We start from the raw sequence: 16,541 nt of genomic DNA on the forward strand, positions 1-16,541 counted from the left end.
GATATCATAAATATGATTATTATACACATCAGTGTATTGATTGTGGTAAGAAAAGCGGAATTTAGCAACTTCAGATAAGTCAAAGAAATCTTGTTTAATATGATAAATACCTCAATAGGGGAAACAGGTTTGGGGGGCCGCCTTATGACAGTCCTGGCTATTCCTGACTTTCCTTCTTCTTCATGAAAAACTTTTCTCAAAAAAATCATCACCCGTCAGTTTCGACAATTATTTTTCCCTGAAGTGATAAAAAAGCTGGAATTGCAGAGGGATAAAGCATAAGTTAACTAAACGTTTGTTTGAGTGACAAATTTCTTGGTTGAAATCTGGTTCAATACCTATAGCAGCGGGATTGACGGTAAATTTAATTAAATGTTTGTTTAATTTTTTTGCGGGTAATATTGTTGGGAAATGTCGATTTTTGATTTTCCGGGAAATAAAGGGACAGGAATTACTTCAATTTTCGCCAATATTCTATGCCAAATTGGAGAGGAAACGTTGATATATCACGGTTCAGATGCAAACCAACTAAACGTTTGTATGAATGACAAAATTTGCACATAAAAATGCAGTTTAGGCCACTGACGGAGGGCTTCATCAAATTTTCAACTAAACGTTTGTTTTAATGTTTGATGTGTGGACTTTGTCGAAATATTATTTTGTATATACATTGAAGAGTCTTATGATAAAAGGAAAAAGCCCTCATGAAAAAGGGCTTTTTTTTTGCTTCTAATTAATAAAAGCAAGCTGCTCCTACAATGATCAACAGGATGAATAATACAACGATTAAGGCAAACCAGTTGCCACCGCCAAAACCGCCGTAACCGTAACCACCACAGCCGCAGCCTCCGAAACCACCGTAACCACCGAAACCACCATATCCAAACATACATATTCCACCTTTCGTATAATTAAATTTTATTTTTTAATAATAACCTCCAACAAAGGCAGCTCCCACAATAATGAGAAGGATAAACAAGACAACAATTAAGGCAAAGCCTGCACCTGCTCCAGCAAAGCCATCCATGACATATACCTCCTTTTCATCTGAATACTGTATCTTATGTAAAAAGGTTAAAATTCGAATGGGCTTTTGTTGATGTTTATTTGAGGATAAAATTTACGGCTGCCTTCTTAATTTTGTGGACGAAGGAAAAACCCATGATATTAGTGGATTTCAGACACTTACAAATAAATGTAAATTTTATGATGAAGCGAAGAGTTAACCATGCAGCATGCTCAGTGAGAATGAATATTTGAAGAAATAAAAAGTAAGAGGAGATTCCATTCTTTTTACAGAAATAGAAGACTGTAGTATCTGCGCATTGCCAAAAAAAAAGAACCCGAAATTCGGATTCCTGCCTGTTGATGTGGACACAGCAAATTATGAAGCTTTTGCGGAGCTATTTTCTTCTTCTTTGTCCATAAAAGCAGCAACAATAAATGTGATAATTTTCATCACTAAATATGGAATGATGGCGGCATAAGCAGCATAAATGAAACCGTACTTGATCCATTCCCATAAGCCTGGTCCTGCATTAAAATATTCAACGTAGTCGGCATCTTCGATTAATTCAAAAACGAGTGGAAAACATCTAGTAGCCAAAGCCCAACATCCTATCCAGAATAGGATGTTAAAGAATTTTGATGTTCCCTTACCTAAAATCATTAATAAAAATGTGATAGGAAACCCTATAAAAACATAAAGTTGGAAATCAATTGAATAAGCAACTAAAAAGTGAGTACCTAACAAAAGAGCAATGACAAGAGCAATTTCCAATATTATTTTGCCCAATGCGAAACTCATTTCTGTCTCCGTTATCCAGCGCCCGCTATCTTGGGCATATCCTCTTGAATATAATTCCTCCTCAGCTCCGTAATCGTATTCAGCCATTTCCATCAATTCATCATCAGCATACTTAGAATACTTTCCCATTCCCTTTAATCCCCTAGTACTTTTTAATATTAATATTTTACCATATTTTTCATTTTTTTAACTAAACTCTTTATTAATCTATACTCTCCCATGCCCTTATTCAACTCACATTCCTACAATCACCAATCGTAAGGGGGGATTTTGTCGAAAAGTTCTTGAATTTGTCACAAGGAATTTAAGCTCCTTTTATCTAATTAATAAGGGTGAGATGAGGTGGTCATAATGTATATCGGAGAAAAAAAGAACTTCATTTATGTTCCTTCAATCGGGTTTATTGAATGTACGGTTAGTGCTGCATGGCAAAAAGAAGATATTCTTACTGTTGATGAACAGGTCGAAAGGACAATGAACGACCCCGCTATTTTGAAGAAGCTGCAGGAAATGCATCCAGGATGTGAGATCGTTCAGGACGGAAACCGCTGGGATGTGATTCCGAAGAAGGATCCATATGATGAGGATGGTTTGGATTAGAATTTTATAGCTTTATCGATATCAACCAAAATGGAGGATAGCCTTCATTTTGGTTTTTTATTTCTGTTCAGATTGATTTCTATCTTTTTTACTAGAGAGCAGCCGAGAATAAGTACAGTGGTAAAAAGAAGCAGGTTCTTTTTACCGTGTAAGCCATGGGAATCAGCTTGGCGGTAAATAGTAATGGGTTTTATTTACCGGAAGTCCATGAAAAATAGCTCCTATGAGAAAAAGGAAGGGTTTCTATTTACCAGAAACCCATAATATATGCCTTAGTGGTAAAAAGAGAAACGTTCTATTGACCCCGGAACTGTTGCATCTACTATAATGGTAAAAAGGAAAGGCCTCTATTGACCACAGACACCGTCAAGCCCTATCTTATGGTAAAAAGAAATGGTTTCTATTTACCGCGCCCCTGTTTTAAATCACTTATTTCGGTAAAAAGAAGGGCCTTCTTTTTACCATCAAGTCTCCTAAGAACCCCCGTCAGGCAAAAGAGCCCGTCTTTCATGTATAGATAAATCCTACCATTTAGGATCTCATGTGTAGGAAATATAAAAAGTATGTCGAATATTAGTATAGTTAGAGAATCTTATATTTAAAAATCATGTTGTAAGGGAGTGTAACCAAGGCGTGTCAAAGTTTTGTACCAATTGCGGCAAAGAACTGAACAGCACTGCGGCTTTTTGCACAGGCTGCGGGGCGAAAGTTGAGACTCCGCGGGATTCCGTGCCAATAGATCATCAGCCAGGGGATAATCAAAGGGATATTCAGCCGATGGAAAGGACTGTGCGGAAGCAATACAATAGAAAAAAAAGGAAAAATGCTATTATCGCTATTTTTTCAATTATAGTGTTGGCACTGGTGGTTTTTACCGCCTATTCTATTTTGAACCCAGCCAAGGAATCTAAACGGGAGGCAGCTCCGGTTGTTTCTTCTTCAGATAAAAGTAAAAAGGCACCAGCAAAAACGGCGGAAGAGACCCCTAAAGAAACCGAAGACAATAGTGAAAAGGCCGTCATAAAACGTTATACAGAAAAGCTGAATGCTTTAAGGATTCAGGGGGATCTTTCAGTAGGGGAATGGAAGATTACCAAGGAGAACGATCAATTATTATTGGCAGCCAACGCGATTCCTTCCAAGAATTTAGCCCGTATGTTTGATTTGTATGATTCGGGGAATATGACGCCTTTAAAGAATTGGGCGAAAGACGTATTCTATATTGCGGAGGATTTATCAAAAGAGACAGGTGCTGATTGGGAGATTAAAGTGGGAAATAACTGTGTTGCAGAACACCCTCAAACCCTGTCTGATTCAGATTTATCGTTTTATTCCGGCTCCTGCGGCTATTCCATTCCAGTGTTATCTGGCACAAGTGAAGATGATTTATCGTTGATTATTCAAACCAGTGTGTTCGAAATCTCTTCAGCAGAGCATGGTGAGTACATTATTTCGGACAGTGATAACCAAAGATTAACCCAAAGGGATATTGAGCCATTGACACTTGAACAGCTTCGGCTGGCAAGGAATGAAATTTATGCGCGTCACGGCTATATTTTTAAATCTAAGGATTTGCAGGATTATTTTTCAAAAAAACCTTGGTACTCCCAAGATGCCTCATACAATGGCACCGATTTAAGTGAGGTGGAGAAGGCGAATGTTGAATTGATCCAGCAAAGAGAGAAGGAATTAGAGTGAAGACGAAAACGCTCCTTATGGGAGGAGCCTTACTCCTTCTCTTGGCAGTTATTTCTGGATACTGCTATATCAGCCATGGCGAATCAAAAGAGAGGTCTCCCGTCAAAGTAAAGGAACCGAAAAAAGAGGAAGCCATAGTGCCTGGCGAAAAGGGAAATATAGAGAAAGAGACGGTAAGGGACACTAATACGGACTTACAGCAACAAAAGGTCCCTGATGCCGGAGAAAATCATTTAGAGAATATCTTAAAGAATTTTGTAGTGGTCATAGACCCGGGGCATCAGAGAAAGGCCAATTTGGGTAAAGAGCCGGTTGGTCCAGGGGCAGGGGAAATGAAAATGAAAGTAAGCGGTGGAACTTCGGGAACTGCCACTAGGAAACCGGAGTACCAGCTGACATTGGAAGCTTCCCTTGTATTGGCTGATTTGCTCGAGAAAAAAGGAGTAAAAGTTGTTTTGACAAGGACCGCCAATGATGTTAATTTAAGCAACCGCGAAAGGGCAGAAATCGCCAACCGGCATCATGCTGATTTGTTTATCCGGATTCATGCCGATGGATCTACCAATCGAAATGTCAGGGGTCTTTCGGTACTGACCCCGTCAAATGACAGTCCCTATACAAAGGCAATATACCAAGATAGTTTACAAGCTTCCAAGTTTATTCTAAGTGAAGCGGAAAAGAACCCAGCCGTAAAGGTAAATGGGATCTCCTATAGGGGAGATCTGTCTGGTTTCAATTGGTCCAAAGTTCCTTGTACACTGGTCGAAATGGGTTTCATGAGTAACCCGGCAGAAGACCGAAATCTTTCTGACCCGGTCTACCTTCAAAAACTTCAGGCCAATATCGTGGACGGAATCATAAAGTATGCAGAATATAAACAGTAATTGAGCAGGGGAATACTCTCCTGCTCTTTTTCATGCTGAAAAGCTGGGTGTTTCCAAAGGTGTGGAAAATCAGCATCAAAAGCTTTATCGAAAAATATCAAAAAATGTAACCGATTTATATCAAACAAACTAAAAAAATACACAATTTAGCTATAATTTTGTCATTTTTTGTTATAATATAGTACTTGTGAAGGGTAACGGTTAGAGATATATAGTCAAAAAAACCTATGCTTTTTAATACATATAAAGGGGGAGTAAAAATGAAAGCAGTATTAAAAAACTCTGGAGGTTTAACAAAAGAGGTTAAGGTTGGTTTTAGCTGGACCACATTCTTCTTTGGCTTCTTACCAGCGTTATTTCGTGGAGATTTGAAGTGGGCTGTGATCATGCTGGTGATTGAAGGGGTGTTAGGCTCATTTACACTTGGAATTGGAGCTTGGATAAGCGGTGTTGTCTTTTCCTTTGTCTATAACAAGATATATATAAAGGAATTGATTGAAAAAGGTTACTTTCCAGCAAATGAAGAGTCTAGAATGCTATTAGAAAATAATCAAATTCTTTCTAGAACTGCCTAATCCAAAGGGCTGGTCAAAACAGAGAAAGTTCTGTTTCGTCAGTCCTTTCATTTTGGATATGGGTCATTTACGTCTACGTCCTGGATCGAATAGATGAAACGTAAAAACAGAACCATTTTGATAGGGATAAATGCCTGTCTTATCGTAAAATTATTAATCTTGTATTGGAGGAAGATACCTGTGAGTGATTTACAAACAAAGCTGGGTGGCGGCTTAAATAAAATTCAAGATTCATTTCAGCAGGGAAAACAAAAATTGCAGACAGTCCAGGAAATGAGTCAGTTTAAAAAGGAGATTCAGGATATTTCCGAATCCAGAAGCAGCTTGATTCTTAGGCTTGGAGAAGAGGCTTATCGAAAAATTCGCACGGGTGAATTACAAGATTCGAAGCTTCGCGAATTTACAGCGGATATTGCAAAACTGGACAGCCAAATCTATCAAGCGCAAAAAGCACTCGACTCATTAAATCAAAAAGGAGCAACAAAGACATGTTCTAACTGTGGCGGGACAATTGACCGCGAGGACAAATTTTGTGGATTTTGCGGGCAAAAGCAAGAAACGCCGGCTTCTAGCAATGATCAAACAGAGCTTATTTCATGCCCGGCATGTGAAGAACAAATTCCTGCCAATGGGAGCTTCTGTCCTTGCTGCGGAAGCCGTTTAGCATTGTAGGGGGGAAAGGAAATGTATTGTAAAACCTGTGGAGCAGAGAACTCAGAATCTGCCAATTATTGTATGAATGATGGGGCTTTATTAAAAAGCCATACAGTTAAATTTAGGAAAAAGGCGCAAAGCTCTGCGTATTGTTCAAGCTGCGGCGAAACTATTTCTTCCCTGGAAAACTATTGTCAAAACTGTGGGGAAAGTCTTATTACATATGGACAAGAAAAAGGGATCGTTTCTAAATTAACCCTGGAACCTGTGAAAGAAGCCTCCCCTAAAGTAACGCTTGGGAAGCTTCCATCTTTTCAATTGCAGCACATAAAAAGTGTGGTCATTCCAGCACTATTAGCCATTATTGTGGTGTTTGCTTTATCGTTTTTTGCGTTGAAATCTTCTGAACGTGTTTACACTGGTTTGATGGAAGATGCCATGCAAGAGAGTGATTTTGGTCAATATTTAGGGGCGGAAGGTCAATCAATGATTGGGAAAGTAGTTGGTGTCACAGATATTTTTATGATGTCTAACTTACAGAATCCAAACATAACGGTCAAGGCATCTGGAGATATATCATTTGGCGGACAGGAGAGTATTTCCGTTGATTTACTAGCCAAAAACGGATTGTTGATTTATTTGCTATTTCCTTTTATTGGTCTTTTGGCTGCAGGGATTTATGCAGGACGGAAAACAAGAGGGCTTGATTTGCCGAATCGATTAGTGGATGCGGCGGGGATTGCTATTATTTATTCGATTTTTAGCACGATTATTTCCCTTTTCGCTGGATTTTCGTACCATACGAATTTACATCAAATGGGCATGAGCCTTTCCCTTGAAATGAATACGCATTATTCGTTTTTCAAAACGTTTTTGATTACCCTGCTTATTGGGTTTGTATTTAGCAGTTTTGGTATTTTATTTTCTACCAATTTTAAAAGAATAACCGGACATCTTTCAAAAATGGTTCCATTCGGAGAAGCGATCCATCAGGCGATTGCCGTACCGATTCGCGGGATTCTGATTTTATTTGTCCTGTTTTTTGTTTATTTCATGAGTTTGATTGCAAAGTTTAAAGAACAGTTGGGGTTTGAAATAGAAGGCACTCCATTGGCTGGTCTTTTGGATAAGAGTTATACGATTATCACGGGGCTGTCTCTTCAGTTTGGAACGTATTTGTGGAATCTATTGAATTTCTCTTCTCTGACTTTCACCGGCCAGGAAGACCAGGACAAGGGGACCATTTCTTATCATGTTTTTACAGGCATCCATGGAAGCGGGGAAGATGTGGAATCGGATCTAGAAGACATCGCAGCGTTCATCACATCTTATGACATTGGGGTTTATGCCAAGTTTGCTTTAGTGATTCCGATTGTTTTATTAATCTGGGCAGGCATCCGGATTGCCAGCCAGCCAAATGTAATGAAAAGTTTAGTTGTTTTTAGCGGCTTGTATGCTGTTATTATGATGGTGATTGCCTCATTCGCCGATGTTGGATTTTCTTTTACAAGCAAAGAAAGCACGGATGATCCCTATTCCTTTTCTATGATGCTTGGATTTTCACCATTTAGTACATTGATTTGCAGTTTTATTTTTTCCTTTGTCCTGGCATATGCCGGAACCTGGATAAATAGACTCCGGGTGAAAAATTAAATCTAGTTTTCATTGATAGACAGGTTTTCAACGTAGCAGAATGAAGGAAGTGTAAACAGCATGGAATTTTGTCAAAATTGTGGTCATAAATTGAACCCGGGGCAAAAATTTTGCCCGGACTGTGGAACCGTTCAGAAAGAGAAAGAAGGGACATCTGCTCCTTCTCCTGAACCAAGCAGGGTAAAAGAAGTAAGACAGGGAAAACCTTCTTTTTTTCAATCGAAAGGATTTAAAATCATAGCCGGGGTGATTGTTGTCCTCGCTGCTGGACTTTTTGGCACTTATAAATATATGGCTTCGACCATGACCCCGGAAAAAATAGAAGTCCAATTCATTGATGCCGTTAAAAAACAGAATGCAGCAGAAATGAAAAAGGTATTAAATCAAAAGCAGACCGAACTAACGATTGACGATAAGGCGGTTAAGGATTTTCTTGCTTATTATAAGAAACATCCTGATGTTTTTTCAGAGACAATTGCCCAATTGAAAAAAGATGCAGGAAGTTTAGCAGTTAACAAGAATTATAATAATAAGAAGGCACCTGTCAGTCTTGTAAGGGACGGGAAGAAATGGCTGCTCTTTGATTATTATGCTGTAAACGTAAAACCGTATTATATCAAAGTAACGACCAATCAGAGCCCGGTGGAAGTTTTGATTAATGGCCAGTCTGTTGGTAAGATGGAAGAAGACAAAGCAACATATGGTCCCTATCTATTAAGTGATTTTAAAATTGAAGGGAAATATAAAGGGAAATATACTCCAGTCACAGCAACAGAGTCTGTGGATCCTTATGAAGAGGGAAGCCAAAATCTGCACGTAGATTTAGATGTAACAGGCGATAGGGTTGAGGTGTATTCAAATGTTGGTGATGCCCTCTTATATGTAAATGGGCAAAATACGGGTAAAAAGATTAAGGATATCGAAGCTTTCGGGCCGGTGCCGGTTGATGGCTCAATGAAAATGCAAGCTGTCGTGCAAGCCGGCTCCCGTACGATGAAAAGTAATGAGGAAGTGGTCACAGAGGACGGCCAAGAGGTTGATTTAGAAATCCCGGAAACCGATTTTAACTCAATGGATTATGCCGGTGATGCTGCCTATTATGATAATGGTGATGCCGGATATAGTGATTCTAGTGATAGTGATACGAATGCGATCGCCCAAGTGGTTAACGAGCATTATCAGGATATCTCAAACGGCAATTATGAAGACGCCTTTCAGTTGTTTTCCGCAAAGCGGCAAAAGCAAAGTTATTCTAATTGGAAAAAAGGTGTAGAAAAGAACTATCAAAATAATGTAACGATATCAGATGTTCAAAAAGTAGACGATCACAATGCAGTGGTTTCCTTTTCATTAACCTCTTATGACCGGGAGTCAAGCGGCGATACATTAGTCCAAGTGTGGGGAGGTAAATGGAATCTTATTAATGAGAATGGCAGATGGGTATTAAGTAAGCCGGAAATTAAAAAATTAGATTCCTATACGAACTGATGACAAGAATGGATAGAAGAAAAAAGAGCAGGAAAGGAGCATACTGGCTGATTGCCATCGTGCTTCTGATTGCCGGAGGAGCTGCTTTTCAGTTTTTAAAAAGCGGTCAAGAGTCCGCTCCAAATAAGCAAAAAGTTGAGAGCTCGAAAGGGGAAGAAAAACCCCCTCCAAAGAAAGATGAGGAAAAACCGGCTGCTCAGGAATTACAAACGACTGAAGAAAAAGCAGATGAACTGATTGAAAAAATGTCCTTGCGTGATAAGATTGGTCAGATGATGATGGTTGGGTTTCAAGGTTTAGAGGAAGACGACCATATTAAATCGTTGATCCGCGATGAAAAAGTAGGCGGCGTCATCCTGTTTGACCGCAATATGCAATCACCAGGACAGGTAGCGGGACTGACGAACAAACTGAAACAGGAAGCGGGGGAAAATGATACTTCGATTCCGTTAATGATTGGGCTTGATCAGGAAGGCGGCCCCGTGCTAAGGATGCGGGATCAAGTGTCACCTATTCCTTCACAGCAGAAGTTAGGACTGCGCGGTGTTCCGGAAGATGTGTACAAAATTGGCCGGCTGAACGGAGATGAACTGGCAGCTATGGGCATACAGGTCGATTTTGCCCCTGTCTTGGATTTATCGAATCGGGATGAACGTTCCTTTGGAAGCAACACTGATAAGGCTTTTAATCTAGGACTGCAGGCAATAAAAGGGCTGAATGATGCCAAGGTTGCAGCAACCATTAAGCACTTTCCTGGAAACGGCCGGGTGACAGTCGATCCGCACCTGGACGAATCCATTGTAAAAGCAGATAAACAAACGCTTGAAACGGTTGATATGGTCCCATTTAAAAAAATGATTGAGACCCAAAAGGACAATCAATTCTTTGTGATGGTGACCCATGTCAAATACCCGGCATTCGATGAAAAAATGCCTGCCAGCATCTCCAAGCCGATTATTCAAAATCTGCTTCGGGATCAATTAGGTTATAAAGGAATTGTCGTCACAGACGACCTGGATATGGGGGCCGTCAGTAAATATTATTCCTATGATCAGTTAGGATATATGGCCATTTCTGCAGGAGCCGATCTTTTGCTGGTCTGCCATGAATACAACCACCAGGTGGAATTGTACAATGGCATCCTCAAGGCCGTCAAAGATGGGAAACTAAGCGAAGACCGGATCAACCAATCGGTGAAACGGATTTTAACGTATAAGCTGGAAAACGTAAACGATCAGCCGGTTTCACCGTCGAATGCAGATCAAGTGGTTGGAAGTGCCGAGCATAAAAGGACAATTGAAGAGATGAAGTGATGAAGCAGGGATTAAGTTCCTGCTTCTTTTTTTTGACGGTGCTGAAATGTGGCGAGCTTTCTTTCTTAGTAGATTGCTGGGTTGGTAAGATTTTTTTACCTGCCCTAGGTAATACTCATGGTGGTAAATAGAGATGAGTTCTATTTACTGTGGGTATTCTGAAAGGAGGACAATGGTAAAAAGAAGGTGGATTTTACCCGCCAGCGGGAAACCAGCAGTGTAACGGTAAAAATTAAGCGTGAATTCTTCCCGCGGGAGGAGGAAAGAGGAGCGAGCGGTAAAAAAAGAGGGTTGATTTTACCTGTCAGGAGGAAACCAGCAGTGTAACGGTAAAAATCAAGCGTGAATTCTGCCCGTGGGAGAAGAAAAAAGGAACCAGCGGTAAAAAAAGAGGGTTGATTTTACCTGCCAAAAGGAAACCAGCAGTGTAACGGTAAAAATCAAGTGTGGATTCTTCCCGTGGGAGAAGAAAAAAGGAGCGAGCGGTAAAAAAAGAAGGTTGATTTTACCCGCCAGCAGGAAACCAGCAGTGTAACGGTAAAAATCAAGCGTGAATTCTGCCCGCGGGAGAAGAAAAAAGGAGTCAGCGGTAAAAAAAGAGGGTTGATTTTACCTGTCAGAGGATGAACAGCAGAGCAAGGGTAAAAATCAAGCTTGGTCTTTTGCCTGCAGATCCTCTTAACCCACCTGCAAAGGTAAAAGAGAGAGCCCGATTGCCCGCCTCCGAAAGACCCACCCAAATTAAAAATCCAGCCAAAACAAATAAAAAAGGAGTTCGACAACCTTAAGAACATAGCGAACCCCTTTTTTCACGTTATTTAATTTAAATTGGCATCTCCAAGGATTTTCTTGCGTACATAGTTTAGATGTTTGTACATTTGATTAAATGCTTCTTGGGGGTCATGGGCTGCCAATGCATCATAGATGCCCTGATGAAAGGCAACCGTTAACTCTTGTTCCCGGTATTGGATGAGACTGTCCATTTTGTTATGGGTTATGAGCAATGAATCAATCATTCCCTCGACAATGGGATTATTGGCGCTCATTGCGATAATACGATGAAATTCTTTGTCTGCTTCACCGTAGTTATTATCTTTGCTGTTTGCAATAATATCGATGGTTTCTCTTAGCTTTTCCAGCTCTTCATCCGTTATTTTTTCAGCTGCTATTGTAACAAGGCCCAGTTCTAGAGCCATACGTGCTTCGACAATCGCCGGCAGGTTATCGGTAGCAAGCGCCAGCATGACGGAGAAAGGATGAGAACCTACTTTATTATTAAAAAAGGTTCCTTCACGTGTTTTTCTTGAAATGACACCAAGTGTTTCAAGTGAACTAAGGGCCTCACGCAATACAGGACGGCTTACATCCAGTTCCTTCATTAATTCTGTTTCAGGAGGCAGTTTGTCACCGGATTTCATTTGTCCGCTTACGAGCAGTTGTACAATTCGGTCTACGACTTGTTTGGATAGAGTGTTGCGGTGTACGGATTGAACACCTAGTTTATTTGATGATAATGACAATGATTGCACCTCGCTTTCTATGTTACATTCCTCTTTTTGTAAGACTAATTATATAATATCACATTTTAACCTCATAGGGGCAAAATGAAATGCGCCACTCAAAAGAGCAGCGCACTTTGAATACCTACGATGGTTTTACTTTTCCTTTGGTTTAAGAAAACCAAAGCTTCCCATTATCTCACAAGGCAAGGCCGCTTAGGGTCAAACTTCCAACCAGGTACCAGATATTGCATGGCAATGGCATCATCCCGTGCCCCGAGCCCTTTTTGTTGGTAAAGCTGATGGGCCTTTTCAATCTGTTCCATATCTATTTCAATTCCAAGGCCAGGTTTAGAAGGGACGTCCACCATTCCGCCTTTGATTTTAAAAGGTTCTTTAGTCAGCTGCTGCCCATCCTGCCAAATCCAGTGGGTATCGATCGCTGTTATTTTCCCTGGAGCTGCTGCTGCCACATGGGTGAACATTGCTAGTGAAATGTCAAAGTGATTATTGGAATGTGATCCCCATGTTAATCCCCAATCGTGGCACATTTGGGCTACGCGGACAGAGCCTTGCATCGTCCAAAAATGTGGATCTGCAAGGGGAATGTCTACGGATTGGAGCTGAATGGAATGCCCCATTTGCCGCCAATCGGTAGCAATCATATTTGTTGCCGTAGGAAGCCCTGTTTCACGTCTGAATTCGGCCATAATTTCACGGGCGGAGAAGCCATTTTCCGCACCGCACGGGTCTTCCGCATAAGCTAATATATGATGCTGATTCCGGCAGAGCCGAATAGCGTCCTTTAACAGCCAGCCGCCATTTGGATCAAGGGTAATTCTAGCTTCCGGGAATCGTTCGGCAAGCGCCGTTACGGCTTCGATTTCTTCCTCCCCGCGCAAGACCCCGCCTTTTAATTTGAAATCATTAAATCCATAGCGTGCATGGGCGGCTTCTGCCAGCCTGACAATGGCTTCCGGAGTCATCGCCTTTTCATGGCGCAGGCGGAGCCAGTCATCTTCTGCATCTGGGCTGCTTTGATAAGGAAGATCTGTCTGATGCCGGTCGCCAACATAAAATAAGTAGCCTAACATTTCCACTTTATCCCGCTGCTGTCCTTCACCGAGAAGAGCGGCAACCGGTACATCCAGGAATTGGCCGACTAAATCAAGAAGTGCTGCTTCTAAGGCGGTTACAGCATGAATCGTGACACGGAGGTCAAATGTTTGCAGACCGCGGCCAGCAGCATCCCGGTCCGCAAACTGCTTTCGAATTTTGTTTAAAATATTGTTATATGTACCGATTGGCTGGCCTACCACCAATGGTTTTGCATCCTCAAGTGTCCGGCGGATTTTTTCTCCTCCTGGGACTTCACCAGCACCTGTATTTCCTGCATTGTCTTTAAGAATCACAATATTACGCGTAAAGTAAGGTCCATGAGCGCCGCTTAAATTAAGAAGCATGCTGTCACATCCAGCTGCTGGAATGACATACATTTCCGAAATAATAGGTGTACCTGTTTTTATTGTTTCTTGAGTTAATGGTGTATCCACTTACTTCACTCCTTTAATTATATTCACATGAATTGAAACGCTTACCATTTTAAAAAGGCCGCACAACCAGGATGGTTAATACCCTATTAAAATGGTAACTAGAATAATAGATAGTGCCCGCGAAAAGGGAACGGTTACATAAACAGAATCCATTTCAACGTAGGGCCGTCAATACTTTATTTTTACCCAAATGTAAGACAATTTTAATTGTTTGTCAATTCTTTTATTTATTTTTTCAGAATATAAAAATTTTGATGTTGACTCAAATCATCATTTTGTCTTACAATAAAACAAATAAAACAATCAGCTAAAAAAGGAGGAACAAAAATGAGTACAGAACGTAAGGCTCCAACAGGGATCTTGGGATTCCCCATTGCACCTTTTACTGAAAACAATAAACTGGATGAGAAGGTGCTCGCTTCCAATATTCAATTTTTAGTAGATGAGGGGCTTGAGGCCATCTTTGTTGCATGTGGAGCAGGAGAATACCAATCATTAAGCAAAGAAGAATATGAAGCAATGATAGAAACAGCAGTATCTATAGCAGGCGGAAAGGTGCCTGTATACACAGGAGTTGGCGGGAATATTCAAACTTCCCTGGAGTTTACTAGGATTTCAGCAGATAAAGGGGCCGATGGCTATTTGATTTTACCTCCATATCTAGTACCTGGGGAGCAGGCTGGCCTGGCAGCTTATTTAAAAGCCATTTCTGAAAGCACAGATTTAAATGCGATTGTTTATCAGCGTGATCATGTCTCATTATCCGTTCCTGTTTTGGAAACGTTGTCAGAAGTTCCGCAGGTTGTGGGTGTAAAAGACGGTTTAGGCAATATGGAGTTAAATGTCATCCTTACCCAAACATTCGGCAAGCGGTTCAGCTGGCTGAACGGTATGCCGCTGGCGGAAGTAACCATGCCAGCCTATATTCCATTGGGATTCGATTCTTACTCTTCAGCGATTTCGAATTACATCCCGCACATCTCAAGAAAGTTTTACCAAGCAATCTTAAGCGGTGATCAAGACACAGCTAATGAGATTTACCAGCATGTTATTCTGCCAATTAACCATATTCGCCGCCAGCGTAACGGTTATGCCGTTTCACTCATTAAAGCCGGTATGGAAATAATGGGAATTCCGGCCGGGCAAAATGTAAGATTGCCCATCCTTCCAGTAGAGAAAGAACATTACAAAGAATTAGAGTCTATTTTGAATAAAGCGTTGAATCGTTTTCCAAAAAATACACCAGTTCAATCAAACTAATAAGGGAGTGGAATTCATGACGACAAAAGTACAAACGAAAACCTATAACAATTATATTAACGGCGAATGGATCGCTTCTTCTTCCAATGCAGTAGAGAAGAGTATTAATCCAGCTAATAAAGAAGAAATTGTTGGATATATACAAAAGTCCTCTTTAGACGATTTGAATCAAGCAGTAACAGCGGCGAAAGAAGCAAAAGAGAAATGGCGCAAACTGTCCGGTGCAGCGCGTGGAGAGTATCTATATAAAGCAGCCGGTATACTTGAAAAACGGATGGATGAAATAGCGGAATGTGCCACAAGAGAAATGGGAAAAACATTTGCTGAAACAAAAGGAGAAACAGCGCGCGGGATTGCTATTTTGAAGTATTATGCAGGGGAAGGCATGAGAAAAGTCGGCGATGTGATTCCATCCTCTGACAGCTCAGCCCTTATGTTTACCACCCGTGTCCCGCTTGGGGTTGTAGGGGTGATTACACCATGGAACTTCCCGATTGCGATTCCGATTTGGAAGATGGCCCCAGCTCTTGTATATGGGAATACGATTGTCGTTAAACCAGCAACGGAAACAGCTGTAACCTGTGCCAAAATCATCGAATGTTTTGAGGAAGCAGGTTTCCCTGCCGGTGTTGTCAATATGGTCACAGGACCGGGCAGTGTTATTGGCCAAGGGATTGCTGAACACGAAGAGGTCAATGGCATTACATTCACTGGTTCAAACAGTGTTGGAAAGAGAATTGGGCAGGCGGCACTTGGGCGCGGAGCCAAGTATCAGCTTGAAATGGGCGGAAAAAATCCAGTCATAGTAGCAGCAGACGCCGATCTTAACCTTGCTGTAGAAGCTGTTATTGCCGGAGCCTTCCTTTCAACAGGGCAAAAGTGTACAGCCACAAGCCGAGTGATTGTGGAAGAAGGTATATATGAAGAGTTTAAGAACATGCTTGTGAAAAAGACACAGGAAATTACGGTTGGAAATGGTCTTGACAGCGCGACATGGATGGGACCAAGTGCAAATGAAAATCAGCTGAAAACCGTGCTGTCCTACATAGAGAAAGGGAGGGAAGAAGGGGCTGTTCTTCTTACCGGCGGCAGACGGTTAGAGCAGGGCGATCTTGCAAACGGCTTCTATGTAGAACCAACTATTTTTGATCAATGTACATCAGATATGACCATTGTACAGGAAGAAATTTTTGGACCTGTCATTGCATTGCTAAAAGCGGAGTCAGTAGCAGAAGCTCTTCAGATTGCGAACAATGTGCAATATGGTTTGAGCGCTTCCATTTTTACGACAAATATTCAGCATCTGCTTACATTTGTTCAAGACATGGAAGCAGGATTAATCCGGGTAAATGCCGAAAGTGCAGGTGTAGAGCTGCAGGCGCCATTTGGCGGAATGAAAAATTCAAGCTCTCATTCCCGTGAACAAGGTGAAGCTGCGAAGGAATTCTTTACTTCTATTAAAACTGTATTTGTGAAGTAAGAACAATAAGAGGGTCTGGGAGAAAAGGTTTACTTCCTATTTCATGAATCGGCGGCAAAGATAGGAATCTATGAAAA

Annotated in this window: 15 protein-coding genes; 10 read left to right on the plus strand and 5 right to left on the minus strand. The window is 41.1% G+C overall.

Annotation, left to right across the window (positions count from 1 at the left end; all coding sequences use genetic code 11):
• Window positions 1-733: 733 nt before the first annotated feature.
• The 3 genes from M3183_RS12940 to M3183_RS12950 all read right to left on the minus strand — a co-directional run bounded on the left by M3183_RS12940 (window position 734) and on the right by M3183_RS12950 (window position 1,936).
• Window positions 734-889, minus strand: coding sequence for a YjcZ family sporulation protein (locus M3183_RS12940; protein ID WP_251470295.1), 156 nt, complete (start codon window positions 887-889; stop codon window positions 734-736).
• Between the two features lie 36 nt (window positions 890-925).
• Window positions 926-1,027 carry a YjcZ family sporulation protein gene (locus tag M3183_RS12945; protein WP_251470297.1) on the minus strand — a complete coding sequence of 34 codons (102 nt, stop codon included), beginning with the start codon at window positions 1,025-1,027 and terminating at the stop codon, window positions 926-928.
• Window positions 1,028-1,384: 357 nt separating this feature from the next.
• Entirely contained in the window at window positions 1,385-1,936 is a 552-nt protein-coding gene (locus M3183_RS12950; RefSeq protein WP_251470299.1) for a hypothetical protein, read from the minus strand.
• A 222-nt stretch (window positions 1,937-2,158) separates the two neighbouring features.
• Here M3183_RS12950 and M3183_RS12955 point away from each other — a divergent pair, with 222 nt between their 5' ends.
• From M3183_RS12955 to nagZ, 8 genes are all read left to right on the plus strand, one after another.
• Window positions 2,159-2,407 carry a hypothetical protein gene (locus M3183_RS12955; RefSeq protein ID WP_251470301.1) on the plus strand — a complete coding sequence of 83 codons (249 nt, stop codon included), beginning with the start codon at window positions 2,159-2,161 and terminating at the stop codon, window positions 2,405-2,407.
• A gap of 633 nt (window positions 2,408-3,040) precedes the next feature.
• Complete coding sequence (locus tag M3183_RS27320) at window positions 3,041-4,105, plus strand: YARHG domain-containing protein (RefSeq protein WP_251470303.1); 1,065 nt, start codon at window positions 3,041-3,043, stop codon at window positions 4,103-4,105.
• On the plus strand, window positions 4,102-4,989 hold the full coding sequence (locus tag M3183_RS12965) for an N-acetylmuramoyl-L-alanine amidase family protein (protein WP_251470306.1): 888 nt from the start codon (window positions 4,102-4,104) through the stop codon (window positions 4,987-4,989). The genes M3183_RS27320 and M3183_RS12965 overlap by 4 nt, the downstream gene beginning before the upstream one ends.
• Window positions 4,990-5,249: 260 nt before the next feature.
• A complete protein-coding gene (locus tag M3183_RS12970) occupies window positions 5,250-5,564 on the plus strand; it encodes a DUF2628 domain-containing protein (protein WP_251470309.1) in 315 nt (104 codons plus the stop codon).
• A 180-nt stretch (window positions 5,565-5,744) separates the two neighbouring features.
• On the plus strand, window positions 5,745-6,236 hold the full coding sequence (locus M3183_RS12975) for a zinc ribbon domain-containing protein (protein ID WP_251470312.1): 492 nt from the start codon (window positions 5,745-5,747) through the stop codon (window positions 6,234-6,236).
• A gap of 12 nt (window positions 6,237-6,248) precedes the next feature.
• Window positions 6,249-7,871, plus strand: a complete 1,623-nt coding sequence (locus tag M3183_RS12980; RefSeq protein ID WP_251470315.1) for a zinc ribbon domain-containing protein — start codon at window positions 6,249-6,251, stop codon at window positions 7,869-7,871.
• Window positions 7,872-7,931: 60 nt separating this feature from the next.
• The gene (locus M3183_RS12985) at window positions 7,932-9,359 is read left to right on the plus strand and encodes a zinc ribbon domain-containing protein (RefSeq protein WP_251470318.1); all 1,428 of its coding nucleotides are present in this window, start codon (window positions 7,932-7,934) and stop codon (window positions 9,357-9,359) included.
• 8 nt (window positions 9,360-9,367) lie between these two features.
• Complete coding sequence (gene nagZ, locus M3183_RS12990) at window positions 9,368-10,672, plus strand: beta-N-acetylhexosaminidase (protein WP_251470327.1); 1,305 nt, start codon at window positions 9,368-9,370, stop codon at window positions 10,670-10,672.
• Between the two features lie 818 nt (window positions 10,673-11,490).
• Here the strand turns inward: nagZ and M3183_RS12995 are convergent.
• Together M3183_RS12995 and gudD are read right to left on the minus strand one after the other, a co-directional pair.
• Window positions 11,491-12,192 carry a FadR/GntR family transcriptional regulator gene (locus tag M3183_RS12995; protein WP_251470330.1) on the minus strand — a complete coding sequence of 234 codons (702 nt, stop codon included), beginning with the start codon at window positions 12,190-12,192 and terminating at the stop codon, window positions 11,491-11,493.
• Between the two features lie 173 nt (window positions 12,193-12,365).
• Window positions 12,366-13,724 (minus strand): glucarate dehydratase, encoded by a 1,359-nt coding sequence (gene gudD, locus M3183_RS13000; RefSeq protein WP_311315371.1) that lies wholly within the window; start codon window positions 13,722-13,724, stop codon window positions 12,366-12,368.
• Between the two features lie 327 nt (window positions 13,725-14,051).
• Here gudD and kdgD point away from each other — a divergent pair, with 327 nt between their 5' ends.
• Entirely contained in the window at window positions 14,052-14,984 is a 933-nt protein-coding gene (gene kdgD / locus M3183_RS13005) for a 5-dehydro-4-deoxyglucarate dehydratase (RefSeq protein ID WP_251470332.1), read from the plus strand.
• Window positions 14,985-15,000: 16 nt separating this feature from the next.
• Window positions 15,001-16,464: an alpha-ketoglutaric semialdehyde dehydrogenase GucD gene (gene gucD, locus M3183_RS13010; RefSeq protein ID WP_251470336.1), complete on the plus strand. Its 1,464-nt coding sequence runs from the start codon at window positions 15,001-15,003 to the stop codon at window positions 16,462-16,464.
• Window positions 16,465-16,541 lie beyond the last annotated feature (77 nt).

This window comes from Neobacillus mesonae, from assembly GCF_023715155.1.
GTDB classification, from domain to species: Bacteria; Bacillota; Bacilli; order Bacillales; family Cytobacillaceae; genus Neobacillus; species Neobacillus mesonae_A.

Bases quoted from the DNA above. Each gene is read 5' to 3' on its own strand.
- M3183_RS12940 (WP_251470295.1), bottom strand. From the start codon at position 889: ATGTTTGGATATGGTGGTTTCGGTGGTTACGGTGGTTTCGGAGGCTGC.
- M3183_RS12945 (WP_251470297.1), bottom strand. From the start codon at position 1,027: ATGGATGGCTTTGCTGGAGCAGGTGCAGGCTTTGCCTTAATTGTTGTC.
- M3183_RS12950 (WP_251470299.1), bottom strand. From the start codon at position 1,936: ATGGGAAAGTATTCTAAGTATGCTGATGATGAATTGATGGAAATGGCT.
- M3183_RS12955 (WP_251470301.1), top strand. From the start codon at position 2,159: ATGTATATCGGAGAAAAAAAGAACTTCATTTATGTTCCTTCAATCGGG.
- M3183_RS12970 (WP_251470309.1), top strand. From the start codon at position 5,250: ATGAAAGCAGTATTAAAAAACTCTGGAGGTTTAACAAAAGAGGTTAAG.
- M3183_RS12980 (WP_251470315.1), top strand. From the start codon at position 6,249: ATGTATTGTAAAACCTGTGGAGCAGAGAACTCAGAATCTGCCAATTAT.
- M3183_RS12985 (WP_251470318.1), top strand. From the start codon at position 7,932: ATGGAATTTTGTCAAAATTGTGGTCATAAATTGAACCCGGGGCAAAAA.
- nagZ (WP_251470327.1), top strand. From the start codon at position 9,368: ATGGATAGAAGAAAAAAGAGCAGGAAAGGAGCATACTGGCTGATTGCC.
- kdgD (WP_251470332.1), top strand. From the start codon at position 14,052: ATGAGTACAGAACGTAAGGCTCCAACAGGGATCTTGGGATTCCCCATT.
- gucD (WP_251470336.1), top strand. From the start codon at position 15,001: ATGACGACAAAAGTACAAACGAAAACCTATAACAATTATATTAACGGC.